At 68.6% G+C, this 24471-nt stretch carries 25 protein-coding genes, 1 tRNA gene and 1 riboswitch; of the genes, 11 read left to right on the top strand and 15 right to left on the bottom strand.

Annotated elements, in window-relative coordinates:
- Positions 1-7: 7 nt before the first annotated feature.
- Entirely contained in the window at positions 8-1717 is a 1710-nt protein-coding gene (locus JOF42_RS15105; RefSeq protein ID WP_210098579.1) for a helicase-associated domain-containing protein, read from the bottom strand.
- A 10-nt stretch (positions 1718-1727) separates the two neighbouring features.
- Positions 1728-2003, bottom strand: a complete 276-nt coding sequence (locus JOF42_RS15100; protein WP_210098578.1) for a multidrug ABC transporter ATPase — start codon at positions 2001-2003, stop codon at positions 1728-1730.
- A 139-nt stretch (positions 2004-2142) separates the two neighbouring features.
- Here JOF42_RS15100 and JOF42_RS15095 point away from each other — a divergent pair, with 139 nt between their 5' ends.
- Complete coding sequence (locus JOF42_RS15095) at positions 2143-2523, top strand: cold-shock protein (protein ID WP_210098577.1); 381 nt, start codon at positions 2143-2145, stop codon at positions 2521-2523.
- A complete protein-coding gene (locus tag JOF42_RS15090; RefSeq protein WP_210098576.1) occupies positions 2507-3196 on the top strand; it encodes a DUF3027 domain-containing protein in 690 nt (229 codons plus the stop codon). Before JOF42_RS15095 ends, JOF42_RS15090 begins: the two co-directional genes overlap by 17 nt.
- A gap of 67 nt (positions 3197-3263) precedes the next feature.
- Here JOF42_RS15090 and serC read toward each other — a convergent pair whose 3' ends face one another.
- Complete coding sequence (gene serC / locus JOF42_RS15085; protein ID WP_210098575.1) at positions 3264-4376, bottom strand: phosphoserine transaminase; 1113 nt, start codon at positions 4374-4376, stop codon at positions 3264-3266.
- 98 nt (positions 4377-4474) lie between these two features.
- Between serC and JOF42_RS15080 the strand changes: the two genes are divergently transcribed.
- From JOF42_RS15080 to JOF42_RS15065, 4 genes are all read left to right on the top strand, one after another.
- A complete protein-coding gene (locus tag JOF42_RS15080; RefSeq protein ID WP_210098574.1) occupies positions 4475-5176 on the top strand; it encodes an iron-dependent transcriptional repressor DtxR in 702 nt (233 codons plus the stop codon).
- Positions 5177-5440: 264 nt separating this feature from the next.
- Positions 5441-6262: a M23 family metallopeptidase gene (locus tag JOF42_RS15075; RefSeq protein WP_210098573.1), complete on the top strand. Its 822-nt coding sequence runs from the start codon at positions 5441-5443 to the stop codon at positions 6260-6262.
- A gap of 332 nt (positions 6263-6594) precedes the next feature.
- On the top strand, positions 6595-7092 hold the full coding sequence (locus tag JOF42_RS15070) for an HNH endonuclease (protein WP_210098572.1): 498 nt from the start codon (positions 6595-6597) through the stop codon (positions 7090-7092).
- Between the two features lie 35 nt (positions 7093-7127).
- Positions 7128-7201, top strand: a tRNA-Arg gene (locus tag JOF42_RS15065).
- Between the two features lie 5 nt (positions 7202-7206).
- On the opposite strand, the gene JOF42_RS15060 is transcribed toward JOF42_RS15065, so the two are convergent.
- From JOF42_RS15060 to idi, 8 genes are read right to left on the bottom strand one after another with little or no spacing between them, the layout of a single operon-like run.
- Positions 7207-9393, bottom strand: coding sequence for an MMPL family transporter (locus JOF42_RS15060; protein WP_210098571.1), 2187 nt, complete (start codon positions 9391-9393; stop codon positions 7207-7209).
- Between the two features lie 47 nt (positions 9394-9440).
- Positions 9441-10331, bottom strand: a complete 891-nt coding sequence (locus JOF42_RS15055) for a prenyltransferase (protein ID WP_210098570.1) — start codon at positions 10329-10331, stop codon at positions 9441-9443.
- Entirely contained in the window at positions 10328-10669 is a 342-nt protein-coding gene (locus JOF42_RS15050; RefSeq protein WP_210098569.1) for a lycopene cyclase domain-containing protein, read from the bottom strand. The genes JOF42_RS15055 and JOF42_RS15050 overlap by 4 nt, the downstream gene beginning before the upstream one ends.
- On the bottom strand, positions 10666-11010 hold the full coding sequence (locus tag JOF42_RS15045) for a lycopene cyclase domain-containing protein (RefSeq protein WP_210098568.1): 345 nt from the start codon (positions 11008-11010) through the stop codon (positions 10666-10668). The genes JOF42_RS15050 and JOF42_RS15045 overlap by 4 nt, the downstream gene beginning before the upstream one ends.
- Positions 11010-12611 carry a phytoene desaturase family protein gene (gene crtI, locus JOF42_RS15040; RefSeq protein WP_210098567.1) on the bottom strand — a complete coding sequence of 534 codons (1602 nt, stop codon included), beginning with the start codon at positions 12609-12611 and terminating at the stop codon, positions 11010-11012. Before crtI ends, JOF42_RS15045 begins: the two co-directional genes overlap by 1 nt.
- The gene (locus JOF42_RS15035) at positions 12608-13513 is read right to left on the bottom strand and encodes a phytoene/squalene synthase family protein (protein WP_210098566.1); all 906 of its coding nucleotides are present in this window, start codon (positions 13511-13513) and stop codon (positions 12608-12610) included. The genes crtI and JOF42_RS15035 overlap by 4 nt, the downstream gene beginning before the upstream one ends.
- Positions 13510-14562 (bottom strand): polyprenyl synthetase family protein, encoded by a 1053-nt coding sequence (locus JOF42_RS15030; protein WP_245340821.1) that lies wholly within the window; start codon positions 14560-14562, stop codon positions 13510-13512. Before JOF42_RS15030 ends, JOF42_RS15035 begins: the two co-directional genes overlap by 4 nt.
- Positions 14563-14591: 29 nt before the next feature.
- A complete protein-coding gene (idi, locus tag JOF42_RS15025) occupies positions 14592-15113 on the bottom strand; it encodes an isopentenyl-diphosphate Delta-isomerase (protein WP_210098564.1) in 522 nt (173 codons plus the stop codon).
- Between the two features lie 145 nt (positions 15114-15258).
- Here idi and JOF42_RS15020 point away from each other — a divergent pair, with 145 nt between their 5' ends.
- Entirely contained in the window at positions 15259-15834 is a 576-nt protein-coding gene (locus JOF42_RS15020) for a MarR family winged helix-turn-helix transcriptional regulator (protein ID WP_210099233.1), read from the top strand.
- A gap of 1 nt (position 15835) precedes the next feature.
- On the opposite strand, the gene JOF42_RS15015 is transcribed toward JOF42_RS15020, so the two are convergent.
- From JOF42_RS15015 to JOF42_RS15005, 3 genes are all read right to left on the bottom strand, one after another.
- Positions 15836-16180: a histone-like nucleoid-structuring protein Lsr2 gene (locus tag JOF42_RS15015; RefSeq protein ID WP_210098563.1), complete on the bottom strand. Its 345-nt coding sequence runs from the start codon at positions 16178-16180 to the stop codon at positions 15836-15838.
- A gap of 49 nt (positions 16181-16229) precedes the next feature.
- Entirely contained in the window at positions 16230-16556 is a 327-nt protein-coding gene (locus tag JOF42_RS15010; protein ID WP_210098562.1) for a DMT family transporter, read from the bottom strand.
- Between the two features lie 10 nt (positions 16557-16566).
- Positions 16567-16634, bottom strand: a riboswitch (guanidine-III (ykkC-III) riboswitch).
- 72 nt (positions 16635-16706) lie between these two features.
- Positions 16707-17567 carry a LuxR C-terminal-related transcriptional regulator gene (locus JOF42_RS15005; RefSeq protein WP_210098561.1) on the bottom strand — a complete coding sequence of 287 codons (861 nt, stop codon included), beginning with the start codon at positions 17565-17567 and terminating at the stop codon, positions 16707-16709.
- A gap of 109 nt (positions 17568-17676) precedes the next feature.
- Between JOF42_RS15005 and JOF42_RS15000 the strand changes: the two genes are divergently transcribed.
- On the top strand, positions 17677-18024 hold the full coding sequence (locus JOF42_RS15000; protein WP_210098560.1) for a DUF485 domain-containing protein: 348 nt from the start codon (positions 17677-17679) through the stop codon (positions 18022-18024).
- On the top strand, positions 18021-19658 hold the full coding sequence (locus JOF42_RS14995; protein WP_210098559.1) for a monocarboxylic acid transporter: 1638 nt from the start codon (positions 18021-18023) through the stop codon (positions 19656-19658). Before JOF42_RS15000 ends, JOF42_RS14995 begins: the two co-directional genes overlap by 4 nt.
- A gap of 139 nt (positions 19659-19797) precedes the next feature.
- On the opposite strand, the gene JOF42_RS14990 is transcribed toward JOF42_RS14995, so the two are convergent.
- Positions 19798-20313, bottom strand: a complete 516-nt coding sequence (locus JOF42_RS14990; RefSeq protein ID WP_210098558.1) for a methylated-DNA--[protein]-cysteine S-methyltransferase — start codon at positions 20311-20313, stop codon at positions 19798-19800.
- A gap of 188 nt (positions 20314-20501) precedes the next feature.
- On the opposite strand from JOF42_RS14990, the gene JOF42_RS14985 reads away from it, so the two are divergent.
- Together JOF42_RS14985 and JOF42_RS14980 are read left to right on the top strand one after the other, a co-directional pair.
- Positions 20502-24221: an AAA family ATPase gene (locus JOF42_RS14985; RefSeq protein WP_372443563.1), complete on the top strand. Its 3720-nt coding sequence runs from the start codon at positions 20502-20504 to the stop codon at positions 24219-24221.
- The gene (locus tag JOF42_RS14980) at positions 24214-24432 is read left to right on the top strand and encodes a hypothetical protein (RefSeq protein WP_210098557.1); all 219 of its coding nucleotides are present in this window, start codon (positions 24214-24216) and stop codon (positions 24430-24432) included. Before JOF42_RS14985 ends, JOF42_RS14980 begins: the two co-directional genes overlap by 8 nt.
- Positions 24433-24471 lie beyond the last annotated feature (39 nt).

Here is a 24471-nt window from a genome sequence, read left to right as displayed (position 1 = left end):
GTCCAGTTTACTGGGCTATCACGGTGGCGGCGCGGATGCTCGACACCGGCAGCGTGCGTTCGACGTCGGCCGCGCGGTCTCGCCCGCGCAGGCGTCCGCCGCCCAGTCCCGTGGCTTCGAGGATCAGGTCTCTCGTCGAGCCGTCGGGCATTCCCACGGTCACTCGCAGCACGGCCTTCGCTCGGACCGCCGCGTCGAGCTCGCGATCGAGCCAGGCGGCATCGGCGTCGGGACCCTGGTGTGCGCGCAGGGCCGAGATGAGCGGCGCGTAGTCCGCGGCGCTCTCAGGCGCAGGCTCGGTCGCGGGATTCCGCTCCCCGGTGATCACGGTGCCGTCCTCGGCGACGAGGGTCGCGGGATAGCGTGCGTCGGTGAGCGCCCAGTAGACGGTGTCGCGTCCGACCCGCGTCGAGAGCGCGGCGACGTGCTTCGTCAGCGCGAGCGGCCGCAGGCTCTGATCGACGGCCATCGCCTCGATCAGATGCCGGTCGCTGCTCTCGATGCGGGTGCGGCCGGTCTCGGAGTCGACCGACACGCGCACGAGTCCGTGCCGCTGCGCCGTCTGCGACACGAGGTAGCGCAGCGGCTGCGGGATGCCGGTGAGCGAGAGCGCCTCGAGGAACTCCAGGATCGATTCCTCGGTCTCTCCGGCGACGAGCGCGTGGGCGATCGACTCGGGCGTGAACCGGTAGGTCGAGGCCTGCGCCGCCGACTCGCGGGCGGCGATCGTGCGCAGCCTCACGTCGAGCGCGGGAGCGAGCGGGCCCGGCGAGATCGCACTCAGATCGTTCTGCAGGAAGATGCGGTCGACCTCGGCGGGCAGCAGTGCGGTGAGGGGCGCGGGATCCACGGCGCGGCCGAGACGCAGGGACTCGGCCCATGCGGGCTCGCCGTCGCCGTCGGCGATGAGGCCGAGCAGGCGGGCGCGTTCGAGGAGAGCGGCACTGTGCTCGGGCCAGGAGGGATCCCACGGGTGAGCCTGTGGCCACGAGGTCGTCGGAGTCCATCCGCCGTCCGCAGTGCGCACTCCGCGGGGGAGGGCATCGCGGAAGCCGCCGGCGAGTGCACCCCACCGGTCCGAGACGGGCGATCGCAGCCACTCCTCCGTGCGAAGGGTCGTGCGCAATCGGCGTTCGTCCGGCGCGACGAGCGCCGAGTCGACGGCGATCGCGATGAGAGCGTCGACCGACTCCGCGGCGACGCCGGATTCTCCGAGTCCCCGCTTCTCGCCGGCGCTGACGTTGCCGCCCGCGAGCAGCGCGAACGGCTTCTCGCGGGCGAGCAGCAGCAGATCGGCGAGTGCCGACACTGTCGTGAACGCGCGTTCGGCGGCATGAGCGCTGTCAGCCTCTCCGGCGGGCTGCGGTGCCGACATGCGAGGGGGAGTGGCGAGGTCGCGGTCTGCGATCGCGGCTGCGACCGGCGGGAAGGCGGTGCCATCGGGTCGGACGAGTGCGAGGTGCTCGAGCGTCGCTCGTTCCGACGCCTCTTCGTCGAGGGGCCGGGAGGCGGCGACGACCAGTGCGGCGGCCTCTTCGTGCGTCAGGATGGGAAGCGCCCGCACGATGGAGGTGGGGTCGAGGAGGGCTTCGGCCGCATCGAAGAAGTCCTGCCAGCCGGCATCCGGACGCACGCGCCGGGCGGTGAACAGGGAGGTGAGCTGCTCGTCGCTCGCCGCGGACAGCCATTCGGCCAGCGGGCGGGCGTGCGTGCTCATGCCTGATACCTCAGGGCCGCGATGCCGCGCGACCCTTGCGGATGAAGCTCATGGTGAGCAGCACGATGATCATCACGAACGCCAGAGGGAGTCCCCAATAGGGGATAGCGGCGACGAACGGCCACACGCCTGCCCCGAAGTCCTTCTGCTGCATACCCACGGCGGTGCCGATGATGATGGCGAAGAAGCAGATGATGGATGCCGCAGCGAGTCCGAGTGCCGAGAACGCCAGGATGCGATCGATACGGCGAACGGGAACCTCAGGTTCGGGACTCTTGGTGCTCATCGGTCTCAGCCTAGTCGCTGCAGGCGCGTCCTGTTCCCTGGCGTGACCTACGGATTACCCGCCCGGTGACCGGTAGGCTGGAACCGGCCGCATACGTGCGTCCGATCCAGCTCCACACCGACTCAGCGAGGTTTCTCCCATGCCCACCGGCAAGGTCAGGTTCTACGACGAAGACAAGGGTTTCGGCTTCATCGCCACCGATGACGGCCAGGACGTCTTCCTGCACGCCTCCGCGATGCCCACCGGGGCGGCGGTGAAGGCGGGCTCCCGCGTCGAGTTCGGTGTCGCCGACGGCAAGCGAGGTCTGCAGGCGCTGTCGGTTCGTGTGCTCGAAGCGCCGCCGAGCCTCGCGAAGGCGAAGCGCAAGCCGGCCGACGACATGGCGATCATCGTCGAGGATCTCGTGAAGCTCCTCGACGGAATGGGCGGCGACCTCCGCCGCGGCCGATACCCCTCATCCGCTCACGGCCGCAAGATCGCGGCAGTCCTGCGCAAGGTAGCCGATGACCTCGAAGCCTGATGTCGACCAGCGTCTGATCGACGCACACGATCTCGCGCTCGCCGCGCTGCACGAGATCACGCCGGCGTCGACGGTCGGACCCGCTGCCGACTACCTCCCCGAAGACGACGGCTCCGTGTCGCTGCGTTTCGAGAACCGCCTCCCGGGGTACCCCGGCTGGTTCTGGACCGTGACGGTCGCCCGCGTCGAGGACGAGGAGCCGACCGTGCTCGAGATAGAGCTGCTCCCCGGTGACGGTGCGCTTCTCGCTCCCGAGTGGGTGCCGTGGGCCGAACGGCTCGCCGAATATCGAGCGCACCAGGTGGAGCTCGCCGAGCAGGCCGCCGCAGCCGTCGCCGATGCCGACGCGGAAGCCGGTGCGGGCGACGCAGACGATGCGGAGTCCGACGACGACGATGAGCTCGATGAGGACCTCGAGGAGGACGAGGATCTCGACGACGACGACGATGACGACGACGACGAACTCGATCTGGCCGCTGTGCCGCGCGAACTCCATGCCGGCGATCTCGATGGCGTCGACATCGACGAACTCGACGATTCCGCCGTGGCGGACGAAGACGAGTCGGACGACGACTCAGACGATGACTCGGACGATGACGATGACGAGGACGACGAGTCGGACGACGACTCCGACGACTCCGACGACGAGGATGACTCCGACGACGAGGAATGACGCTCGACGTCCATGAACGGAAGAAGGGGCCGCGCGCGAGCGCGGCCCCTTCTTCGTCGTCCCGGTGTCAGGCGCCCGTGTTCGCGAGCACGTAGTCGAGCGACCGGGTCAGCTGGCGCACGTCGTCGGGCTCGATCGAGACGAACGTCGCGACGCGCAGCTGGTTGCGGCCGAGCTTGCGGTAGGGCTCGGTGTCGACGATGCCATTCGCGCGCAGGGTCTTGGCGACGGCTGCGGCATCGACGGTGTCATCGAAGTCGATCGTGACGACGACGGGCGAACGATGCGCGGCATCCGTGACGAACGGGGTGGCGACGTCCGACGCCGCCGCCCAGTCGTAGAGGATGCCGGACGACTCGGCCGTGCGAGCACCCGCCCAGGCGAGGCCGCCGTTCGACAGGATCCAGCTCAGCTGGCTGTCGAGCAGGTGCAGAGTGGTCAGCGCCGGGGTGTTCAGAGTCTGGTTGAGTCGCGAGTTGTCGACGGCGTTCTTCAGGCTGAGGAACTCGGGGATGTAGCGGCCGGATGCGGCGATGCGCTCGATCCGGTCGATCGCCGCGGGGGAGACGGCGGCGAACCACAGGCCTCCGTCGGAGCCGAGGTTCTTCTGCGGTGCGAAGTAGTAGACGTCGGCCTCGGCGGCGTCGAAGTCGATGCCACCCGCGGCGCTGGTCGCGTCGATGACCGTGAGCGCACCGTCGGCGACGACGCGTTCGATCGGTGCCGACACACCGGTCGAGGTCTCGTTGTGCGGCCAGGCGTAGACGTCGATGCCTTCGACGATCTCCGCCGCGGTGCGGGAGCCGGGTTCGGACTTGCGCACGTCCGGCGCCTCGAGCCACGGGGCGGCGGCCGCGGCGGCGAACTTGCCGCCGAACTCTCCGAACACGAGGTTCTGGCTGCGGCGCTCGATCAGGCCGAAGGCCGCGGCATCCCAGAACGCCGTCGATCCGCCGTTGCCGACGATGATCTCGTAGCCCTCGGGGAGACGGAAGAGCGCCGCGAGCTGCTCGCGGACGCTGCCGACGAGGTTCTTGACCGGGGCCTGTCGGTGCGATGTGCCGAGCAGGGTCGGCCCTGCGGCGAGCAGCGCGTCGAGCTGCTCGGTGCGCACCTTCGAGGGGCCGCATCCGAAGCGGCCGTCAGCGGGCAGGAGGTCACGGGGAATCTCGATCGCCATGGATCGATACTACGGCGTGACCCGACGGCCGCCTCACCGCGTGACGCCTGATGTCCCCCCGGGAATGTAGGCTTGCCTAAGAAGACCCGGAGGGCCACATGACCGACTTGATCGACACCACGGAGATGTATCTCCGCACCATCCTCGAGCTCGAGGAGGAGAACATCGTGCCGCTGCGCGCACGTATCTCCGAGCGCCTCGGTCACTCGGGCCCCACCGTCTCGCAGACCGTCGGACGCATGGAGCGCGACGGTCTCGTGGTCGTCTCCGAAGACCGCACGCTCGAGCTCACGGACGCCGGTCGCAGCAAGGCGGTCAACGTCATGCGCAAGCACCGTCTGGCCGAGCGTCTGCTCTCCGACGTGATCGGCCTCGACTGGGCCTATGTGCACGAAGAGGCCTGCCGGTGGGAGCACGTCATGAGCGAGCAGGTCGAGCGTCGACTCGTCGAACTGCTCGGTCACCCGACCGAGTCGCCCTACGGCAACCCGATCCCCGGGCTCGACCAGCTCGGAGACACCCCGGCCCGCACGTTCGACGAGGGGGTCATCGGCCTCGTGCAGAAGCTGAACGCCGCCGGAGCGCCGATCGACGGCACGGTGCGTCGTCTCGCAGAGCCCGCTCAGGTCGATCCCGAGCTCCTCGAGCAGCTCCGCGACGCCGGAGTGGTGCCGGGCGCGAAGGGCGACTACCGCTTCAACGAGGGGTACGTCCTCATCCAGATGGAGGGCAAGGAAGACGGCCTCGAACTGCCCGTCGAGCTCGCCTCGCACATCTTCCTGGTCGGTGAGCCGGCCTGATCGACGGCTGATCAGCCCTGAGATCCGCGTGATTCCGCCTCTCCGAGGATTGCCAGGTTCGCAGGGTGACAGGATCGTTATCTTCCGGTAACCTCGGACAGGTCGTCGAAGAAGCCCGCTGACGACACCCGAGAGGATTCGCCTTCCAGGCTCGTCGCCCTCCCGGTCAGACCGCACAACGTACCCGAGCTACATTGGTGCCCCGAGAGCAGAGTGCCGACGAGCCAGCGCTACCCGAGCGTGCAGGCGCAGGAGGATCAAGTTTTGGCAAAAGACATCGAATCGCCCGCGAAGACAACTGAAGATCGAGTGGTCGCCCGCCGTTCCGGAACCCGGATCGACGCGCGAAAGGCTGTGAAGCCCCTCCGCTCCATCGCCATCTTCGGGGCGGTCGGTGCTCTGGTCGCCGCCGTCGCGCTGCCCGCCTACGCCGCTTCGAAGCCTGCCGACGCCACCGCGACGGTCCAGCAGCTCGCGGCCGTCGACGCACAGTCGCTCGTCGTCGCCTCGGATGCGACGGCTGCGCCGCTCAGTCGTGGCACGTTCACCGCCACGACGCCCGACGAGATCTCGAAGAAGAAGGCCGAAGAGGCAGCGAAGGCGCGTGCCGCTGCGGCAGCGTCGGCAGCCTCGGCGTCGAACAGCAGCAGCAGCTTCGACATCGGCAACTACGCCCTGGTCTCGCCCGGTTCGGGCGAGGTCCGCTACCCGCTCCCGCAGGGGTCGTACAACGTCAGCCGCACGGTCGGCGGCGCGCACCAGGGTGCAGACATGCTCGCCCCGGCGGGAACCCCGATCTACGCGGCAGCGGCCGGAGTCGTCCGGGCGTCCGCCGAGAGCATCGGCGGCTACGGCGTCTGCGTCATGCTCGACAGCGTCGTCGGAGGTCAGCGCGTGCAGACCACCTACGGCCACATGACGTACGGCTCGCGTCAGGTTCAGGCCGGCGAGACCGTCGCCGCGGGCCAGCTGATCGGCTTCGTCGGCAGCACCGGTCGATCGACCGCGAACCACCTCCACTTCGAGGTCTGGGTCAACGGCGGCCTCATGGAGCCGATCGCCTGGCTCGGCGCCAACGCCGGCTGAGCGCCGGCCGCTGCCCTTCACTCATTCGGGGACACGCCTTCGCGCGTTCACCCGCAGTTTGACCTTCCCCTGCTTCTGATGGGTTAGCCTGAACCCGTTGTCGCATAGTCGGGAGAAGCTGATGGAGCGAATACCGAACATCCGAACCATGGATGCCCTCGGTCGTCACGTCCTTCTGCATCGTCCGCAGGGACGCCACGGTCTTGCCGTGCGCATGAGGCGCTGTCTGTAGACAGCGCCTTTTTTGCATCCCCGCGAACGCTTCCGCCCTGTGCGGCTTCGTGTGAGTCGAGAGTGCCGGGAAGCCGTCCCGGCGGATCGAGAGGATGACGATGCGCACACTTGTACTGAACGCAGGATACGAACCGCTCGCGATCGTGTCGTTCAAGAGAGCCCTGGTCCTGGTCATGAACGACAAGGCGACCGTGATCGAACGCGTCGAGGACGACCCCGTCTGGGGGAGTCACGGAGTCTACGATCGCCCCGCCGTCATCGTCCTCTCGCGCTACGTCCGCATCCCCATCAGCCGTCGGGTCCCCGTCACCCGACGCGGAGTCCTGCGTCGCGACAACCACCGCTGCGGCTACTGCGGCAAAGCCGCGTCGACCATCGACCACGTGATGCCGCGTTCGCGCGGGGGAGCGGACTCCTGGGAGAACCTCGTGGCCTGCTGCCTGCGCTGCAACAACACCAAGAGCGACCGCACGCCTCAGGAGATGCGCTGGGAGTTGCGGTTCGCTCCGCGTCCGCCCCACGGCACCGCCTGGACGGTTCGCGGTATCGAGCGCAGCGACCCTCGGTGGGAGCCGTACCTGGCACTCGCCGCGTGAGCGGGAAGCGAGGGTTCCTCTAGAATGGAACCCTCGCCCCCGTAGCTCAGCAGGATAGAGCAGCCCTCTCCTAAAGGGCAGGTCGCTGGTTCGAATCCAGTCGAGGGCACCCCGTCAGTCGCGACCGCGACGCCACAGCTTCGACGGCCACCAGATCACACGGCCGAGATCGTAGGCGAGCGCCGGCACGAGCAGCGAGCGCACCACGAACGTGTCGAGCAGCACGCCGAACGCGACGATGAACGCGAGCTGTACGAGGAACAGGATCGGGATCACCGAAAGCGCCGCGAACGTCGCCGCGAGCACGAGGCCGGCTGAGGTGATCACGCCTCCCGTGATCGACAGTCCTCGCAGCACGCCTTCACGTGTGCCGTGTTCGAGAGACTCCTCGCGCACTCTGGTCATCAGGAAGATGTTGTAGTCGATGCCCAGTGCCACCAGGAACACGAATCCGTAGAGCGGAACCGCGGGGTCGGCGCCGGGGAAGTCGAACACGCCGTTGAAGACCAGGGCGGAGACGCCCATCGCCGTGCCGAACGACAGCACGGTAGTGAGGATCAGCAGCACCGGAGCGAGGATCGAGCGCAGCAGCAGCATGAGGATGAGCATGATCACGACGAGGATCACCGGGATGATCAGGTTGCGGTCATGGATCGAGGCATCGTTCGTGTCGATCGCCGTCGCCGTGACGCCGCCGACGAGGGCGTCGAGGTCGTCGAGCTGGGTGCGCAGGTCGCGGACGGTCGCCGCTGCCGCATCGGAGTCGGCGGCATCCGTCAGGGTTCCCTGCAGCAGTACCTCTCCGTCGACCACCGTCGGCTCCGGGGCAGGGGTTCCGGGAGGGCCGACGGCCTCGAGCCCGTCGGCGGTGACCGTCGCCGAACCGCTCGGCGAATCGGATGCTGTGACCGACACCCCGTCGATGCCGTCGTCGGCGAGCAGCACGTCAGCGGCATCCTGAAGTCGGTCTTCCGCGACCACGACGTACACCGGGCTGCCGGAGCCGCCGGGGAAGTGCTCGCCCAGCGCGACCTGGCCCTCGCGAGCCTCGGACGCGCCGAGCACGAGATCGGACTGCGGGACGCCGACGGCATTGAGCTGCAGCACACCGGCGGCGCCGGCGAGCAGCACGAGCGTCGTGACGACCCAGATGACGCGGGGGCGCTTGGTGATCAGGCCCGCGAGACGAGCCCACAGGCCGGTCTTGCGCATGCCGTGCTCCTCGGCGACGACCTCCGGCTCGAACTTCGGGCGTCTCGGCCAGAACACCGCCCGCCCGAACAGCAGCAGGAGCGCGGGCAGCAGGGTGAGTGCGGCGAGCATCGCGAAGACGATGCCGATCGCGGCCACCGGGCCGAGCGTGCTGTTCGACTTGAGGTCGCTCAGCAGCAGGCACAGGAGCCCGGCGATCACCGTTCCGCCGGACGCCACGATGGGCTCGAACGAGCCCTTCCATGCCGCGAGCACGGCGGTGCCCTTGTCCTGCGCGACGCGGAGCTCCTCTCGGAACCGCGCCACGAACAGCAGGGCGTAGTCGGTCGCGGCGCCGATCACGAGGATGAACAGGATGCCCTGGGTCTGGCCGCTCAGCAGCAGCACCTCGAACTTCGCGAGCCACCACACGACCAGGAGCGCCACACACAGGGCGAACAGGCTCGTGGACAGCACGACGATGGGCAGCAGGAACGATCGGTAGACGAGCACGAGGATGACCAGCACGGCCAGGAGCGCCACTCCGAGAAGCAGGCCGTCGATGCCGGCGAACCCGGCGACGAGATCGGCACTGAAGCCCGCAGGGCCCGTGATGTAGACCGTCACTCCGTCGGGCGCCGCATCGCGCAGCTGCGCGGCCAGGGCGTCGATCGCATCAGCGAGCTCGGCATCGCCCTCGATCGGGATGAAGGCCTGAACCGCACGGCCGTCGTCCGAGACGAGCGCGGGCGAGACATCCTCGCTCACGCCCTCCACCGAGGGGGAGTCCGCGACGGCATCCGAGATGGTCGTGATGTCGGACTCCGACAGGTCGTCGTCGGAGACGAACACGGCGATCGCCGGGATGGCGTCGCTGTCGTTGAACTCGCCGAGGAGCTTCTGCACCTGCGTCGCATCGGCCGACTCGGGCAGGTAGCTGGTCTGGTCGTTCGAGGACACCTCGTCGACCTTGCCGAACAGGGGGCCGCCGAGGCCGGCGCCCACCAGCCAGACGAGGATCAGCGCCACAGGGATGAGGACGCGGACCCAGGAGTGTCGACGCGTGCGTTCGCGGGTCGGCGGAATGGGCGCGTGCTCAGGGCTGGACATCAGGTTCCTCTCGGGGGCGTGCAGATGGGGGGGAGTCAAGCGGGGGATCAGGAGACCCAGGCGAGGATGAGGATCATCGTCGCGAGGAAGCCTGCGAAGTAGTTCAGGGCGATGAAGCGTCGCCAGGCGCGGTTCGTGCCGCCGGAGGTCTCATCGGTGACGTTCCACCAGGGGGCGGCGTTGACGATGTAGGGCACGGCGAGCAGCGCGCCGAGCGGCCCCGGCCACGTGGTGAACAGCATCGCGGCGCCGGCGAGAGTCCAGAGCGCGATCGACAGCCGCACCGTGGCTCGTGCGCCGATCACCGTGGCGATCGAGCCGATGCCGCCCTCACGGTCAGGGCCGATGTCCTGCACGGCGCCGAACGCATGCGCGGCCATCCCCCAGAGGAAGAAGGCGACGAGGACGATGACGGCTGTGGGGGTGACGGCGCCGGTGGCGAGGGTGAGGCCGACGATTGCCGGCGTCACGAAGTGAAGGCTCGAGGTGGTCGAGTCCAGGAACGGCCGCTCCTTGAACCGAAGGCCGGGCGCGGAGTAGGCGATCACGGCGAACACGCTGATCGCCAGCCAGACCCAGGACGCCGGGTTGCCGACGACGACGAGGTAGACGAGGAACGGGATGTTCGTCGCCGCGGCAGCCCACAGGGTGGCGCGGTGGATGCGGGGCGAGAGGAGCGCGCCTTCGATGCCACCCTTGCGCGGGTTGGCGAGATCGGAGGCGTAGTCGAAGACGTCGTTGATGCCGTACATCGCGAGGTTGTACGGGACGAGGAAGTACAGGGTTCCGATGATCAGCGTGAGGTCGATCTCACGTGTGCTGAGCAGGTAGGCGGCCGCGAACGGGAACGCCGTGTTGATCCAGCTGATGGGGCGGGACGACAGGACGATCTGTGCGACGTCACGGCCGACGGATCCCCGGGCGGCGGGCGCGGTCATGAGGCATCCTCGGCGGTTGCTCGTCGGTCGGCCTTCACGCGGCGGGCGCGGAGCGCGGCCCACAGGGCGGGCAGGAGGATGGCGCCGGCGATCGGATAGGCGAAGTCCTCGAGCGGGGCGAGACCGATGTGCACGCCGAGCAGGTGCTCGGGGGAGTAGTGGAAGAGGCCCGTCGCGATCATCACGGTGTCGAAGACGGCGGTGAGGATCACGAGCACGACGACGGTGAGGGCGATCCCGCCCACGTGGGCGCGATGCCGACCTGCGAGGACCGAGAGCACGAGGGCCGCCACGATCGCCGCGCCGACGAACCACGCCGAGAGCTGCAGGTAGGTCATGAGGGCTCCTCCACGGCGGAGCGGCTGCGGACGCTCGAGAGGATGCGCACTGCGCCGGTGTAGACGATCATCGTGCAGATCACGAGGAAGAGCAGGAACACCGGCTCTTCGATCGGCAGCTCGGGCGCGAGCACGATCCCGGTCGCGACGGCGGCTTCACCGCGGAAGAAGATCCCTCCGGCGATACCGGCGATATCCCAGATCAGGAAGAAGGCGAGTCCCACGGCGGTCACGACGGATGCCGACACCGCGTCGCGCCAGAAGAACAGGCGGAAACGGCGATCGAGCAGCAGCATGCAGCCGAGGGTCACGAGGAGGAGCGCCAGATACACGAACCCCATCACACGGCCCCGTTCGTCGATGCGGCGGTGGTCGTGGCGTCGAGCGGCCCGCTTGAGCGGTCCCCGCGGATGCGCTTGAGCACGATCTCGGCGCTGATGAGACACATCGGCACGCCGACGCCGGGCGCGGTGGTGGCACCCGCGTAATAGAGGCCCGATACCCGACGAGAGGCGTTCTGCGCGCGGAACATCGCACTCTGCGAGAGGATGTGGGCCGGCCCGAGCATGCCTCCGCGCCACGAGTTGTAGTCGTCGCGGAAGTCCGCGGGGCCCTTCGTCTCACGCACGACGATGCGGTCGCGGAGGTCGGGGATGCCTGCCCATCGCGCGATCTGATCGATCGCGGCATCCGCAGTCTGCTCGATCCGAGCGGAGCCGCTCCCGTCGGAGCCGCCGCCGCCGAGCTCGGTGTCGGCGGGGATCGGAACCAGCACGAAGAGGTTCTCATGCCCGTCCGGTGCGACCGTGTCGTCGGTCGCGCTCGGACGGCACACGTACGTCGATGCGGGCGAGGGGACCGAGGGGTGATCGCCGAAGATGGCGTCGAAGTTGGCATCCCAGTCGTCGGTGAAGAACAGGGAGTGGTGGGGGAGTTCGGGCAGGGAGCCTCGGATGCCGAGCATCACGAGCACGGCGCCGGGTCCGCTCGTGCGTCGCTGCCACCACGACTCGGGATACGTGCGCAGGTGCGGAGGAAGAAGCGCCGTCTCGGTGTGGTGGAGGTCGGCTCCGGAGACGACGATGTCGGCGTCGGCGCGGTGCGTGCTTCCGTCGCCGTCGCGCCACTCGACGCCCGTCACGGTCGTCTCGCCGGAGCGGGTGCCGGTGCTGATCGCGGTGACATCGGCATCGAGCACGATCCGAGCGCCCGCGCCCTCGGCGAGTTCGGCGATGCGCTCGACGACGCGCCAGAACCCGCCCTGCGGATAGCTGACCCCCTCGTCGAGGTCGAGCGCGCTCATCAGGTGGTACATCGCGGGGGCTGTGCGCGGGTCGGTGCCGAGGAAGACCGCCGGATATCCGAGCAGCTGGCGGATCACCGGGTCGCGGAAGCGGCGGGCGGCGAAGGACTGCAGGCGTGTGCCCAGGAGCGTGAACAGTCGGGGGAGGGCGCGCAGCACCTCGGGCGTCATCAGCCCGCGCAGCCGCGTGAACGGGTTGTAGAGGAAGTAACGCTCGGCCATGACGCGCGCGTCGTGCGCCGAGTCGAGATAGGCATCGAGGGCCTTCGCGGCGCCGGGCTCGCGAGACTCGAACAGGCGCGACACCTCGGCTCGCCCCGAGGGGACGGTGATGGCCGGCGAGGGGTGACCGTCGGCGGTGGGCGCCTGGAAGACGCGGTAGCCGGGATCGAGCAGTGTGAGATCGAGCTGTTCGGCGGTCGAGGTGCCCATCATCGCGAAGAAGTGGTCGAACACCTCCGGCATCAGGTACCACGAGGGTCCCGAGTCGAATCGGAAGCCCTCTCGCTCGATGGTGCCTGCCCGACCGCCGATCCGGCTGTTCTTCTCGTAGACGATGACGTCGTGTCCCTCGCGTGCGAGCAGACCGGCGACCGCCAGGCCGGCGACACCGGCGCCGACGACGGCGACCCGACTCATCGGTCGCGCTCCATGGCGGTGACGATGACGGCTCGCGCGGCGAGGAGCGCCTTGAGGGGATCGGGCACCCGAACCCGCCTTTCGTAGAGTGTCGATGCCGGAGTCTTCGCGACGCGACGTGTCAGCGCCTCGAAGAGGGCGAGGGCGCTGCGCACAGCGGCGCGGGCATCCTTCGGGAGGAGGGGGATCGAGCGTCGAGCGTCGTCGAGTTGCGAGGTGATCGTGACCACCCAGGCGTCTCGATCGGCATCGGTGAGACGGCCGGAGTCGCCGAGATACCCGCGCTGCAGCCGGTCGGTGTCATCGGCGAGGTCGCGGAGGAAGTTGACGTTCTGGAACGCTGCCCCCAGCTGGCGGGCGCCGTGGGTCAGGATCTCGCGTTGCGCGGTCGTCGGGTTCTCGTCTCGGAGGAACACGCGGAGGCACATCAGCCCGACCACTTCGGCGGAGCCGTACACATAGCGCTCGTGCGCCTCGGCGTCGAAGGCGGTGAACTCGGTGGCGGTGTCGATGTCGGCACTCATCGAGTCGAAGAACGGCTGGGTGAGGTCCTCATCGATGCCGCATTCGCGTGCAGTGCGGGCGAAGGCGTGCAGTACCAGGTCGGTGCTATAGCCGACTCGCATCGATCGATGGGTCTCGGCGACGTACGAGGCGAGGGCCTCCGACTGGGCCGAGGCGTCGAGTCCGGCCTCGGCGGCGACTCCGTCGACGATCTCGTCGGCGATGCGCACCATCGCGTAGATGTTGCGCACGTGCTGGCGGTGACGCTCGCCGAGCAGGCGGGTGGCGAGTCCGAACGAGGTCGAGTAGCTGCGGATGACTTCGGTGGACGCGGTGTCGGCGGCGCGGCTGAACCGCCCCAGACTCTCGCCCGACTCGTCGCGCGACGTCGGGGTCATGCCTGCCGCCCCTCGAGCTGCGAGGCGGAGACGAGGATCGATCGTGCGGCGTCGGAGCTGATCTCGCCGGCGGCCTCCGCCTCGGACAGCAGGGTGTAGACGGCGTCGAGCTGCTCGCCGATCAGACTCACGACGAATCTCTCGGCGCCGCACTCCTGCAGGAGATCGCGGATGGCGGCGGCGTCGTCCAGGCTCAGATCGGGGCATCCGAAACGAGGGGCGATCTGCGCCCAGGCGCTCGTCGAACGGGCGAACGCGATGATCGCGGTCTCCTTGCCCTCACGCAGATCCGAGAAGGCATCCTTCCCGTGCTTGCGATGGTCTCCGAACACGCAGAGCAGGTCGTCCTGCAGCTGATAGGCCAGGCCGAGGTGCCGCCCGACCGTGTTCAGGGTCTCCTCCGCCGATTCGGAGGAACCGGCGAGCAGCGCGGCAGCCCTCAGCGGAAGCGAGAACGAGTAGGTCGCCGTCTTGTACACGCTCATGGTGAGCACGGTGGCGACGTCGGAGGCGATGATCCCGTGGCTCAGCGCCACGTCGGTGTGCTCGCCGGCCACGGTCTCGAGGATCGTCTGCTCGACGAGATCGAGCAGTCGCACCCGCACGCTCTGCGGGACATCGGCTCGGGCGAACCCCATGATGGCCGCCGACAGCAGCAGGTCTCCCATCAGGATCGCACTCGATCGCGCCCAGTGCAGCGAATCCTCCTCCGTCGCCCCCGGGGCGGTGGCGGCGAGTTCGCCGATCAGGTTCGGCCGCTTGCGCCGGGTCAGGTCGCCGTCGATCACGTCGTCGTGCAGCAGGAACGCGTAGTGCAGCAGTTCGATGTGGGTGGCGACGTCGACCGCGGCGATGCTGGGCTCAGGGGCGGCATCCGAGACCAGGGCGCGGTGGATGTCGAGAAGCAGTCGCGGCCGCACCAGCTTGCCCCCGAGGGCGTGATCGGCCGTCGAGCGCCACAGGGCTGCGAACTCGGAACCGTAGACCTCGGCGTTCTCGCAGTGGAAGGTGAAGCGCTTGCGCAGCAGCTGTTCGACCCTCGTGCTCATGTCTTCTCGGATCGCGGTGGCAGACATGATCAGACCGCCCCGAGCTCGCGCAATCGGGGGAGCTGCTCGACCATCCAGGGGCTGAACGCGAAAGGAGCGCCGGATACGGCGTCGGCGAACTCCGCCGGATCGACCCACGCCCACTCCGAGACCTCATCGGGGTCGGGGGAGAGGGGGCCGTCGGCGATGGCGACATGCACCGGGCAGATCTCGTTCTCGACGATCCCGCTCGCGTCGACGGCCCGGTACCGGTAGTCGGGGATCGCGAGGGAGAGCTCGGTGATGCGGAGGCCGAGTTCGTCGTGCGCGCGGCGGTGGACGGCATGGGACATGTCTTCGCCGGGGCGAGGATGTCCGCAGAAGCTGTTGGTCCAGACGCCCGGCCAGGTGAGCTTGGACAGCGCCCGTCGGGTCACCAGCAGACGACCGTCGCGATCGAGGACGTGGCACGAGAAGGCGAGATGCAGAGGGGTGTCCGTCGTGTGCACCGCCGCTTTCGAGAGCACGCCGATCGCGACTCCATCTGCGGAAAGGAGGGTGACCTCATCCAACGGGGAACCTCCTCGATTTCGCTAGCTTAGCTAATAATCAACATAACATGAATCCAATGGTGTGTAGCATGATGGCATGGACAACGGATCTGACGCCAGTCCCCGGGGGATCGGGGCGTCAGAGGTGATCCCGCTCCGTGGCGAGATGTCGCCCGACGGGCTCGCCCACTCGGCGATCTACGACGTCGAGTCGAGCGACCCTCGGAGCACGCTGGTCGATCGCTCAGGGGTCGACCCGGAGGACCTCCGGCAGATCGCTCTCGTCATGGGCGCGCTGGGGGACCTGAGGGATGCCGAGCAGAAGCTGTCGCTCGCGTCCCGGCGCTACATGCGGCTCAACGAGACCGACATGCGCGCGCTCCACTACCTGATCGTGTGCGCGAATCGCGGCGCGACGGCCACTCCCGGCGGCATCGCCACGCATCTGGGGATCTCCACGGCGTCGACGACGAAGCTGCTCGACCGCCTCGAGAAGGGCGGACATATCCGCCGAGCACCGCATCCGACCGACCGACGAGCTCTCGCGATCACGATCACCCCGGAGACACGCCAGGCGGCCATGGAGACGGTGGGTCGCCAGCAGGCGAAGCGGTTCTACTCCGCGGCGCGGCTGACGCCTGACGAGCGAGACGTCGTGATCCGGTTCCTGTCGGACATGGCGCAGGAGATCACGCTCCGGGATGAGCCGTGGGCTCAAACCGGAGTCGCGACCTCCGAGTGAGTCAGTGCGCGGCGTTGTACGCCTCGACGACGGGAGCCGGAATGCGGCCCCGCTCCGAGAGCGTGTAGCCGTTGTCGTTCGCCCATGCCCTGATCGCGGCCACCTCGGGGTTGCGTCCTGGGCGCTTCCTCGGGGCGGCGGAGCGCACGGCACCGGAGGAGCCCGCACGTCGTCCGGCCGAGATGTACGGCTCGAATGCCTTGCGCAATTCCTCCGCGTGCGCGGTGTTCAGGTCGATCTCATAGGAGGCGCCGTTGAGCGAGAAATGCACGGTCTCGCCTTCGCCGACCTCGAGTACGGTTCCGTCGATGTCATCGACCAGCTGGTGCACAATTCTTCTTGCCATGGAAGTGACATTACCCCCGGAATGCGAAATATGACACGTCGAGTGGTGTCTATTCGTGGCCGGGGTCGATCAGCTTCAGGCCCACGATGCAGCCGACGAGTCCGAGCAGCAGAAGAATTCGCGGCCAGGAGATATCGCTGTCGCCGGTGACCATCGCCCAGATGACGGTGAGAGTGGCGCCGATTCCGACCCACACCGCGTAAGCGGTGCCCGTGGCGATATCGCGCATGGCGAATGCGAGCCCGATCATGGAGAGGATCAGACCGCCCACGAAGATGATGCTCGGCCAGAGTTTGGTGAGTCCTTCGGATTTGCCGAGCGCCGTCGCCCAGACGGCTTCGAGGACTCCGGATACGACCAATACGATCCACGACATGATGGTCCTTTCGGACCAGTCTTTTCGCTCACCGGGTACTGGTCTGCCTCGTCCGGGGCCGGGGTTCACCGACCAGTATCCATGGTAGCGACCGGGTCTGGGCAGGGACTGTGCAGTTCCGGCGTCGACGCATCCGGTGCCGTTGAGCGGTCAGGGAAGCAGTCCGGCGCGCCGCGCCTTCGCCACGGCGGCATGGCGTGTCGACGCATCCAGCTTCGACATCGCCGTGCCCAGATACGCCTTGATCGTCCCCTCCCGCAGGCCCAACTGCGCTGCGACCTCGGCATTCGTCGCGCCGAGGGCCGCACAGGCGAGCACATCGGTCTCACGCCGGGACAGACGCACGGTCGGAATGGGACCGGTGGCGGCCGCGGGAGCGGCGTCTTCTGCGAGCGTGACGAGTCGCTGTTCGACCTGGGCGATGCGGGCCCGCAGCTCGACGTCGTCGATGGATGCGGCGATGCTGCGGAGCTCGGCGAAGCTCTCGCGCAGCTCCTCGCGCTGGCGCGGCGCCACAGACTCGGATGTCGGACCCGCAGAGCGCAGGCGCCGCTCGACCTCGTCGCGGATGCGGAGCTCCTCCGCGACGGACTGAGCGACCTGCATCGCGGGAGCCGTGGTCACGCCACCGACCGGTGTGCGCTCCCAGGCACCGGCGTAGAGCACGCCCCGTGGGCGACCGCCGACCACGATGGGCAGAGCGAGCAGGGTCCGCAGCCCCTCGCCGAGCACGAACACGTCGTAGTCGTGGGTGATCTGCTGCGAGGAGCCGTAGTCGTTGGTCATGCGCGGACGCAGTTCCATCATCGCCCGTCCGCCGAGGCCGCGCTCCGGCCGGACCCTGAGGCCGTCGAGGCTGTGCGTACGGTTGCCGACGATGCTCGTGACGCTGACGACGCCCTCGTCGATCAGACCGCCGAATGCGACAGGGAAGCGGGTGCGCTGGGCGAGCTCGCGCACCGCTCTGGCGACGAGCTCGGTCTCGGATTCCCACCCGGTCGGTGTGCTCACGACTACCTACTTTCGGGGGTGACGGCCCTGTTCCCCGTTTCGTAGCGTCGACCCTACCATTCGCCCGGCAGACGAGGGCGAGCCGTAGACCATGTGGCAAGGAGGCCCCATGTCCGACCATCCAACGGCCGAACCGGCAGGCGCGATCGACTACATCGCCGTCGAGGAATCCCCGCGATTCCAAGAGCTGAAGAAGACGCAGCGGTCATTCATCTTCCCGCTCGCGGCATTCTTCCTGATCTGGTATTTCGTCTATGTCCTGCTCGCGGCATTCGCCACCGATTTCATGTCGCAGCGGGTGTGGGGCGATATCACCGTCGGGCTCCTGATGGGGCTCGGGCAATTCGTGACCACTTTCGCGATCACGATGGGATATGTCGCTTTCGCCAATCGGAAGCTCGATCCGATCGCGACCGAGATCAGGGAAGAACTCGAGAAGGCGCAGGCTGACGCATGAACGTGATCCACTCCGCGGCGGCGGACCTCGCGGTCGAGAGCAATCCCGTGTTGAACATCTCGATCTTCGTCGCGTTCGTCGCCGTCACCCTCTTCATCGTGATCCGCGCCAGCCGCAACAACAAGACGGCGGCGGACTACTACGCGGCGGGGCGCTCGTTCACCGGACCGCAGAACGGTTTCGCGATCGCGGGGGACTACCTGTCGGCCGCGTCGTTCCTCGGCATCTGCGGTGCGATCGCGATCAACGGCTACGACGGCTTCCTGTACTCGATCGGGTTCCTGGTGGCGTGGCTCGTGGCCCTTCTGCTCGTCGCCGAGCTCATGCGCAACACGGGCAAGTTCACGATGGCCGATGTGCTGTCGTTCCGTCTGAAGCAGCGCCCGGTGCGGATGGCGGCGGCGATCACCACCCTCGCGGTCTGCTTCTTCTATCTCCTCGCGCAGATGGCGGGCGCCGGCGGCCTCGTCTCGTTGCTGCTCGGAATCGACGGCAGGGTCGGGCAGTCGATCGTGATCGCCGTCGTCGGCGTGCTGATGATCGTGTACGTGCTGATCGGCGGCATGAAGGGGACGACCTGGGTGCAGATCGTCAAGGCCTTCCTGCTGATCGGCGGTGCCATCGCCATGACGATCTGGGTGCTCGCGATCAACGGGTTCAACCTCAACACGCTGCTCGAGGCGGCAGTGGCGAACTCCGACAAGGGTGACGCGATCCTCGGGCCGGGCCTGCAGTACGGAGCGAACCCCTGGGACTTCCTGTCTCTGGGCATGGCGCTCGTGCTCGGAACCGCCGGGCTCCCGCACGTGTTGATGCGCTTCTACACGGTTCCGACGGCCAAGGAGGCGCGCCGCTCGGTGGTCTGGGCGATCTGGCTCATCGGCGGCTTCTACCTGCTGACCCTCGTGCTCGGGTACGGTGCCGGCGCCCTCGTCGGTGCCGACGTCATCGCGGCGGCACCCGGTGGGCCGAACTCCGCAGCGCCGCTGCTCGCGCTGTACCTCGGCGGCCCCGTGCTGCTGGGGTTCATCTCAGCGGTCGCCTTCGCCACGATCCTCGCGGTGGTGGCGGGTCTCACGATCACGGCGGCGGCCTCGTTCGCCCACGACATCTACGCGAACGTGATCCAGAAGGGCAGGAAGGACGCGGCGGGCAACGCCGTGGAGCCCGACCCGAACGGGGAGGTGCGGGTCGCACGGCGCACGGTCGTCGTGATCGGCATCCTGGCCATCGTCGGCGGCATCGGAGCGCAGGGGCAGAACATCGCCTTCCTCGTCGCGCTGGCCTTCGCCGTCGCCGCGTCGGCGAACCTGCCGACCATCCTGTATTCGCTGTTCTGGCGCCGCTTCACCACCCGAGGAGCGGTGTGGAGCATGTACGGCGGGCTCTCGGCAGCGATCATCCTGATCGTGCTGTCCCCGGTGTTCTCGGGCTCGCCCACGTCGATGATCCCCGGTATCGACATCGTGCTCTGGCCGATGAACAATCCCGGGATCGTCTCGATACCGCTGGGATTCTTCCTCGGCTGGCTCGGAACCATCACCAGCCGCACGAAGGAATCGCCCCATCTCGCTGCCGAGATGGAGGTGCGCTCGCTCACCGGGTTCGGTGCGGAGAAGGCGTCGGATCACTGAACGCCGCCTGATCGCTCATCGCTCGCCACTTTCAGAGGATGAGCACGTGGACCCCCGACGGCCTACTCGTCGGGGGTCCACGCCGTCTCGCCGCGGTGCCCCCTCACCCGTGCGCTTCTGTTCACCCGTGCGCTTCTGTTCAGCCGTGCGCTTCGAGATCGAGGAGGAATCTCTTCCGTTCGGGGTGCGCTCCGTACTGGCCCGGGGTTCCGTCCCACCGCACCACGCGGTGCACCGGGACGACGATCGAGAACGGGGTGAGTCTGCAGGCGGTGCCGACCGCACGCGCGGCGCCCGGTCGCCCCGCCAGCATCGCCACCTCGCCGTAGCTGAGCGTCTGGCCCCACTCGATCGTGCTGATGGCCTGCAGTGCGGTGCGGGCGAATCCGTCGGACAGACGCCAGTCGAGCGTCAGATGCTCGTCGAACCTCACCGGCAATCCGGCGAAGTACTCGTCGAGGAGCTCGGTGAGCTCGTCGGCGGCACCGGGGTCGGGCTCGGGAACCGAGCGCAACCGGCCCGAGACCTCTTCCAGAAGCCAGGGGACGGAGGGATCGTCGGATTCCGAGAGGTCGAATCGGACGAGTCCGTCGTCGGAGAACACGGCGAGTGCGTCTCCGAAGGGGGTCGGAGCGAAGTCGTAGCGGAAGGTCATGCCACCATCCTGACCGTCGCGGCCGACCGCCGGGGTGCGCGCGTACGCGACCGGGGGAGAGCGCGTCCGATCGCCGCGGAGGTGCAGGAGCGGTCGGACGGGTGCCGAAGGCGCGGAGAGAGGCGGAAATACGGTGAAACCCGCCCGGGATACCGGCGGTACGGCGAGCCGCGCTTAGTGTGTGAGGTGTGTGGCGACGTGAAGGCAAGGCTGCGGATGATGCAGCGACCGATGCCTCAGTGACCCTGGGCGGGCTGCAGGAGTCGGCCGTCGGCGTCGAGATCGCTCACGCCGCAGAGGCCGAGCGGACGCGCCTGCGTGCCGAAGCGGCGGATCTGGGCGGTTCTTCGCCGCTGGTCACCTTCCGTGACACCGTCGAATCCGGCATCGACATCTCCAAGGCACACCCCGGAAGCCTTCCCCAGTTCATCACCGGCAAGTCGACGCTGCTCTCGAACCTGTATCGCGATGAGGTCGGTCTGCGCACGGCACGCCTCGCCGCCGAGCGGATCACGGCGAAGAACACGGAGCTGCGCACGGTCCGCGGCATCGAGGCCGTGCACCTGGCCGTCGGCGTCGCAGGGTGGCGCATCGGCGGCGCGGACTTCGCCGCTCCCGTCCTCCTGCGTCCTCTCGCGATCCGTCGTCATCACTCGGATTTCGAACTCAAGCTGCAGGGCGCCTTCGAGGTCAACCCCGAACTCGTGCGCATCGCGCGCGAGCACTTCGGCATCACGATCGACGCGACGGCGCTCGCCGCGCTCGCCTACGACGGCGGCATCTTCAAGCCTCAGCCGGTGATCGACAGCCTGCGGGCGACCACCCGCTCGATCGACACCTTCACGGTCCTCCCGCGGCTCGTGGTGTCGACCTTCGCCGACGTCGGCGGCGCGATGTCGCGTGACGGCGGAAGCCTCGACCACATCGTGCTCAACGCGCTCGCCGGACACGTCGGCGACCGCGAGCAGGTCTCCGCACGACGACCGGCGCCGCATCACACCGGCCCGGACGACAGGGCACCGGCATCCGACAACCTGCTCCTGGATGCGGATGCCGAGCAGGAGGCGGTCCTGGCCAGGATCGCCGCCGGTCATTCGCTGACGGTCGCCACGCTGCCGGGCACCGGCGGCACCCAGACCGTGATCAATGCGCTGGGCGAGCTGGTGCGCGCAGGCAAGCGGGTGCTCGTGGTCTCGGCGCGCCGCTCGACCCTCGACGGCGTGCGGCATCGTCTCGCCGGCATCGGTCTCGACAGCCTCGCGGTCTCGCCCGCGAGCGTCCGCCGGGATCTGGTGCGCGCGATCGGCCGCAACGAGAAGGCGACCGCGCCGAAGGTGAGCGACGTCGACGACGCGCTCGTGCGTCTGCGCACCGTGCTGCGGGACTACCGGCAGGCGCTCACGGCCCCGGTCGCGGGGACGAACGCCTCGGTGCTCGACGCCACCCGTCACCTCACGCGCCTTGCGTCACTGCCGACCCCGCCGTCGACCACCGCCCGACTGAGCCCCGAGACTCTCCGACGGCTCTCCGACGACCGCTCGGCCGCGGCTGCCGCTCTGGCCCAGGCCGCGCGTCTCGGCGAGTTCCGGTTCGGTCCGAACGACTCACCCTGGTACGGCGTGAGCTTCTCGAGCACGGAGGCCGCGAGGGCTGCGCACCAGCTGGCAGGGCGTCTGCACGGTGACAGCGTGCCGGCCCTGCTCGAGCGGGGGTATGCGCTGATCGCGCAGACCCACATGCGACCGTTCTCGACCATCGACGAACTGGGTGAGTACCTGCGCCTGTTGCAGGGCATCCGCGACTCCCTCGACCGTTTCAGTCCGACCGTGTTCGAGCGTCCGCTCGGCGAACTCATCAAGGCCCACGGCTCGCGTCGTGACGCGCCGAACCTGTCGGGCGCCGACCGCCGTCGCCTGCGCCGTCTGGCCAAGGAGTACGTGCGTCCCGGCGTCCATGTCACCGAGATGCATGAGGCGCTGCTGCGCATCCAGACGCAGCGCACGCAGTGGCAGCGGTACGTCGACGCGGGCGTCGCCCCTGAGATCCCTCTCGGCCTCGCCGACGTCTATGTCGCCTGGCAGCGGGTCACCGCCGAGCTCGCCGAACTCGACGTCGCGCTCGGCCGTCGGGAGCCGTTGTCGACTCTTCCCGTCGCACGACTCGTGCGCACCCTCGCAGGGCTCGCGGCCAAGTCCGACGTGTTCGACAACCTGGTCGAGCGCGCGCAGCTGCGTGATCGACTCGCCGAACTCGGTCTCGAGCCGCTCCTCGCCGAGCTCTCGGTGCGACACGTCTCCGAAGCGCGCGTGGGCGACGAGCTGGAGTTCGCCTGGTGGCAGACGCTGCTCGAGCGCGCGCTGCAGGACGACCGGGCTCTCCTCGGTGCCAACACGGCCGTCGTCGACCGACTCGAGCGCGACTTCCGCCTCGTCGATGAGGCGCATGCGGCCATGGCGGGGCCGTTGCTCGCCTGGCAGCTCGCCAACCAGTGGAAGATCGCGATCGTCGACGAGCCGCAGGAGTCGCAGAACCTGCGTCGGGCGCTGAAGCAGCCCGCCACCACGACGGCGGAGATCGTGAGCGCCGCTCCCGCGCTCGTCGACGTGCTCGCCCCCGTGTGGATCTCGTCGCCCTATCTCGTGCCGCACATTCCCGACTCGGTGGAGTTCGACGCGGTGCTCCTCGTCGACGCGGCCGCCATCAACCTCGCCGAGGCCGCGCCGGCCATCCGCCGTGCGCGGCAGATCGTGGCGTTCGGCGATCCTGTGACCCAGCTTCCGACGCCGTTCCACGTCGCCGTCGACCCCGGGGTCGACTGGGAGCACGAGGTTCCGTTCGACTCCGTGTCGGTGTTCGAGCGCCTGTCGGAGCTGCTCCCCGTGATGACGCTCACGCGCAGCTACCGCGCGGGCGGCGAGGACCTCGCCGAACTGATCAACGACGCGTTCTACGGCGGCGAGATCGTCTCGCTGCCCTGGGCGGGCTCGTACCTCGGCCGCGGCAGCCTGACCGTCGATTACGTCGAGGGCGGCACCGGCGCCCCGGACCCCGTCTCTGGAGCCGTGGAGAGCCCGGAGGCCGAAGTCGCCAGGGTCGTCACCCTCGTCGTGGAGCATGCCGTGCATCGCCCGGACGAGTCACTCATGGTCGTCACCGCCAGCAGGCGTCACGCGGAGCGTGTGCGCGCCGCGGTCACCTCGGCGTTCGCGGGCCGATCCGACGTCGCCGACTTCGTGGGGCGGGACACGGCCGAGCCCTTCGCGGTGCTCACTCTCGAGGAGTCCGTCGCCGAGAGTCGCGACCGGGTCATCTTCTCTCTGGGCTTCGGTCTCACCAAGCACGGGCGCGTGCTCAGCGACTTCGGCGACCTGTCGACTCCCGACGGCGAGCGGCTGCTGACCGTCGGCATGACGAGAGCTCGTCGCTCGATGGTCATCGTCTCGTCGATCCGGCCCTCCTCGTTCGACGACGGACGACTCGAATACGGTGCGGCGATGCTGATGTCGATCCTGGGCGGCCTGGCCGCACGCGGTCGTGACGCGCGCCTCGAGGATCTCGCCGACCCGTTGACGCTCGCTCTCGCGCGGGAGCTGCGCCGCCTCGGCGCCTCTGTCGACGTCGACTACCGCGGTCTGCTCCCGCTCGTCGCGCAGCACGGCGGCAAGGCGGTCGTGATCGAGCCCGACCCGGAGTCGCGAGGCGAGTCCCTGCGCGAGACGCTGCGTCTCAGGCCGCACGTGCTCCGCCGACTCGGGTGGCACTACGTCCGCGTGCACGCTTTCGACCTGTACAGCGACCCTGTCACCGCGGCGTCACGCATCGCGGGGGTGCTGGGGATCTCGGCATCCGCCGCCCGCGCCGACAACGACACCCAGCCGATCGATCTCGACGATCCGAAGAATGGCTGAGCAGCCCGACCCGAGTGCTCCGCGGCAGAAGGTCGTGCGGGTCGCGGGGTCCCGGCGTGCACGGCTGACCCCGGTGGCCGGCACCGATACGGACCCCGAGGCCGCGGCGTCGCCGACGACGCGGCCGGCGGCGCCTGCATCCACGGGCCCGAAAGGTCCGAAGGGTCCCAACGACGACCGCCTGATGCAGGACGTGCCTCCGCACTACTGACCGCGCCGCACCACGCGCCCGGTATGACGAAAGCGCACG

The sequence above is a fragment of the Microbacterium phyllosphaerae genome (assembly GCF_017876435.1).
GTDB classification, from domain to species: domain Bacteria; phylum Actinomycetota; class Actinomycetes; order Actinomycetales; family Microbacteriaceae; genus Microbacterium; species Microbacterium phyllosphaerae.
This window is presented reverse-complemented; position numbering and strand designations above follow the sequence as displayed.

Excerpts from the sequence above, each read along its gene's own strand:
- JOF42_RS14995 (WP_210098559.1), top strand. The coding sequence starts at position 18,021 with ATGAACGTGATCCACTCCGCGGCGGCGGACCTCGCGGTCGAGAGCAAT.
- JOF42_RS15020 (WP_210099233.1), top strand. The coding sequence starts at position 15,259 with ATGTCGCCCGACGGGCTCGCCCACTCGGCGATCTACGACGTCGAGTCG.
- JOF42_RS15070 (WP_210098572.1), top strand. The coding sequence starts at position 6,595 with ATGCGCACACTTGTACTGAACGCAGGATACGAACCGCTCGCGATCGTG.
- JOF42_RS15045 (WP_210098568.1), bottom strand. The coding sequence starts at position 11,010 with ATGGGGTTCGTGTATCTGGCGCTCCTCCTCGTGACCCTCGGCTGCATG.
- JOF42_RS15000 (WP_210098560.1), top strand. The coding sequence starts at position 17,677 with ATGTCCGACCATCCAACGGCCGAACCGGCAGGCGCGATCGACTACATC.
- JOF42_RS15050 (WP_210098569.1), bottom strand. The coding sequence starts at position 10,669 with ATGACCTACCTGCAGCTCTCGGCGTGGTTCGTCGGCGCGGCGATCGTG.
- JOF42_RS15030 (WP_245340821.1), bottom strand. The coding sequence starts at position 14,562 with ATGAGCACGAGGGTCGAACAGCTGCTGCGCAAGCGCTTCACCTTCCAC.
- JOF42_RS15090 (WP_210098576.1), top strand. The coding sequence starts at position 2,507 with ATGACCTCGAAGCCTGATGTCGACCAGCGTCTGATCGACGCACACGAT.
- JOF42_RS15015 (WP_210098563.1), bottom strand. The coding sequence starts at position 16,180 with ATGGCAAGAAGAATTGTGCACCAGCTGGTCGATGACATCGACGGAACC.
- JOF42_RS15035 (WP_210098566.1), bottom strand. The coding sequence starts at position 13,513 with ATGACCCCGACGTCGCGCGACGAGTCGGGCGAGAGTCTGGGGCGGTTC.
- JOF42_RS15095 (WP_210098577.1), top strand. The coding sequence starts at position 2,143 with ATGCCCACCGGCAAGGTCAGGTTCTACGACGAAGACAAGGGTTTCGGC.
- JOF42_RS15105 (WP_210098579.1), bottom strand. The coding sequence starts at position 1,717 with ATGAGCACGCACGCCCGCCCGCTGGCCGAATGGCTGTCCGCGGCGAGC.
- JOF42_RS15080 (WP_210098574.1), top strand. The coding sequence starts at position 4,475 with ATGACCGACTTGATCGACACCACGGAGATGTATCTCCGCACCATCCTC.
- JOF42_RS15055 (WP_210098570.1), bottom strand. The coding sequence starts at position 10,331 with ATGACCGCGCCCGCCGCCCGGGGATCCGTCGGCCGTGACGTCGCACAG.
- JOF42_RS14980 (WP_210098557.1), top strand. The coding sequence starts at position 24,214 with ATGGCTGAGCAGCCCGACCCGAGTGCTCCGCGGCAGAAGGTCGTGCGG.
- serC (WP_210098575.1), bottom strand. The coding sequence starts at position 4,376 with ATGGCGATCGAGATTCCCCGTGACCTCCTGCCCGCTGACGGCCGCTTC.
- JOF42_RS15010 (WP_210098562.1), bottom strand. The coding sequence starts at position 16,556 with ATGTCGTGGATCGTATTGGTCGTATCCGGAGTCCTCGAAGCCGTCTGG.
- JOF42_RS14990 (WP_210098558.1), bottom strand. The coding sequence starts at position 20,313 with ATGACCTTCCGCTACGACTTCGCTCCGACCCCCTTCGGAGACGCACTC.
- JOF42_RS15060 (WP_210098571.1), bottom strand. The coding sequence starts at position 9,393 with ATGTCCAGCCCTGAGCACGCGCCCATTCCGCCGACCCGCGAACGCACG.
- crtI (WP_210098567.1), bottom strand. The coding sequence starts at position 12,611 with ATGAGTCGGGTCGCCGTCGTCGGCGCCGGTGTCGCCGGCCTGGCGGTC.
- JOF42_RS15100 (WP_210098578.1), bottom strand. The coding sequence starts at position 2,003 with ATGAGCACCAAGAGTCCCGAACCTGAGGTTCCCGTTCGCCGTATCGAT.